This is a genomic window from Dietzia sp. HMSC21D01 (assembly GCF_001815995.1).
GTDB classification, from domain to species: domain Bacteria; phylum Actinomycetota; class Actinomycetes; order Mycobacteriales; family Mycobacteriaceae; genus Dietzia; species Dietzia cinnamea.
Genome location: NZ_KV823600.1, coordinates 1 through 2,351, shown reverse-complemented (window position 1 = coordinate 2,351; position 2,351 = coordinate 1). Strand labels below are relative to the sequence as shown.

Genomic DNA, 2,351 nt, shown 5'->3' with positions numbered 1-2,351 from the left:
GCGGCGCCGACCGCCTGCACGGCCGCGTCGATGAGCGCGTCCAGGCCGGCGACGTCCTTCACGCCCGAGGCGTCGAGGGTCGCGAGGTCACCACCGCGGATCGAGGCGCCCTCACGGGTGCCCAACGCGATCTCGGCGGTCACGTGGTGGGCCCAGCCCGCGCCGAGCTCCCATGCGCCGGTCACGCGCTCGGTGATGTACGCCGGGCGCTTGCCGCTGCGGCCCAGGACCGCGCGGAGGGCCTCCCCGACCGCGTCCGACAGGACGGGGCCGAAGGGGGCGTAGCCGCGGGCCAGGCGCGAGACCTGGTCGGCGAGGGTCGGGAAGTCCGCCTCGGCGGCGCCGTCGATGGCGCCCAGGCTCAGCTCGGTGCCGAGGTCCAGCAGCAGCTGGTTACGGCGCGAGGACACGCCGTCGCACAGCGTCTCGATGGAGTCGCCGGCGGCGATCTGCTCGGGGCGGACCTTGGTGCGCAGCGCCACCAGCATGCGGGTGGCGGCGGGTGCGCCGAACTCCAGGTCGTCCGGGCGGGGAGCGCCGGGGGCGGCGGCAGCCGGGTCTGCCGGTTCGGATCGGTCCGCACCGGCCGTGCCGGGGGTGTTGACGGCCGGTGCGGGGTCTGTGGGGGCCGCCTGACCGGCGGCCGGGGTGGAGGCGGAACCGGTGCCGGTGTCCGTCTCGTCGTCGTCGACCTCCACGCTGGGCGGCAGGGTGCCGTACAGCGTCGCCGAGTCGCGCTCGACGTTGATCACCTGGGCGCGCGGCCCGCGGTGGGTGGGCAGGTCGAGGGTCTTGGAGGCGAGGTTCGCGACGGTCGGGGCGTTGGCCACACCGACCTCGATGAACTGCTCGACGCCGAGGCCGCCACGCTCGATCGGCGTGAACAGCAGCTCCTGCGTCTCGATCCAGCGGACCGGGCTCGCGAACTGCCAGGCCAGCAGCTCGACGAGCAGTAGGCGGCCCAGGCGCGTGGGCGTGGCGGCCCAGGCGTCCCAGTTCGCGAGGACGTCGTCCAGGGCCTCCGCCGGCACGAGGTCGGCGATCTCCTGCACGAAGTCGCGCTCGAGGCTGAACAGGCGCGGCACGAGGTTCGGGATGTAGCGGCCGACGAGCACCGAGATGTCCACGTCCTCGGGGATCAGCGCGTCGAGGGTGGCCCGGAAGTCCGGGACGCCGCCGCGCAGCACCGTGGAGTGGAACGGCACGTCGATGCCGGGCACCAGGATGAAGGCGTTCTTGCCGCCCGAGCGCTCGAGCTCCCGGTTCACCGCCTTCTCCAGCGCGGCGCAGCCGGCGACCGTGCCGGCCAGCGCGTACTGCGAGCCCGCCAGGTTGTAGTTGACGATCTCGATGAACTCGCCGGACTCGCGGGCCACGTCGGCGACCCACTCCGCGATGTCCTCGTCCGAGATGCCCATCTGCGACGGGCGGATGGCGGCCATGCGGTAGTCCGAGCGCCCCTGCGCGTCACGCGGGACCAGCTGGTGCATGGTCGAGCCACGCTGGAACACGATCTCCAGCAGCGGCTCGAGCTCGAGCACGCCGGAGATGGCGGCCAGGGCGTCGTACTCGCCGATCGAGTGGCCGGCGAAGTAGGCGCCGTCGACGAGCAGGCCGTCGGCCTCGAGCTCGGCGCGCTGGGCGACCGCGAGGCACGCCATCGCGACCTGGGTGAACTGGGTCAGGTAGAGCACGCCGTCGGGATGCCGGTGGACCTCGCCGCGGACGGTGACCTCGGTCGGGTTGTCGCGGACAAGCGCCAGGATCGAGAAGCCCAGGGCCTCACGGGTGTGCTTGTCGGCGCGGTCCCAGATCTCGCGGGCGGCGGGGCAGCGGGTGCGCCCCTCCATGCCCATCCCCTTGGCCTGGATGCCCTGGCCGGGGAACGCGTAGACGGTGCGAGGGGCCTCGGTGAGCGCGGTCGCGGCCATGACGGTGGCGCCGTCGACCGTGCACGTGACCTCGAGGACCTGGCCGCCGGCGTGGCGGCCGGTCTGCACGGCGCGGACGGTGATGTGGTCGCCCGGGCGGACCGGGGCGAGCATGCGGGCGGTCCAGCCGGCGATCCGCAGCGCGGGGGTCTTGCCGTCCGAGGCCTGCACGGCGTGCTGCGCGGCGGCCGAGAGCCACATGCCGTGGACGATCACGCCACCCAGCCCGGCCAGCTCGGCCGCGGTGTCGGAGACGTGGATCGGGTTGTGGTCCCCGGAGACCAGCGCGAACGCGGTCATGTCGTGCGGGGCGGTGAGCGTGGCGGACACGCGCTGCTGGCGCGTGGTCTCCGCGGGCTCCGCGACGCCGCCGGACGGGGTGACCAGCGCGCCACCGGCCGGGCGGGGGTCGCCGACCTC

At 74.3% G+C, this 2,351-nt stretch carries 1 protein-coding gene; it reads right to left on the bottom strand.

The window, feature by feature from the left end:
- On the bottom strand, positions 1-2,351 hold a 2,351-nt coding region (locus HMPREF3086_RS00285), incomplete at both ends, for an acyltransferase domain-containing protein (RefSeq protein ID WP_141763925.1).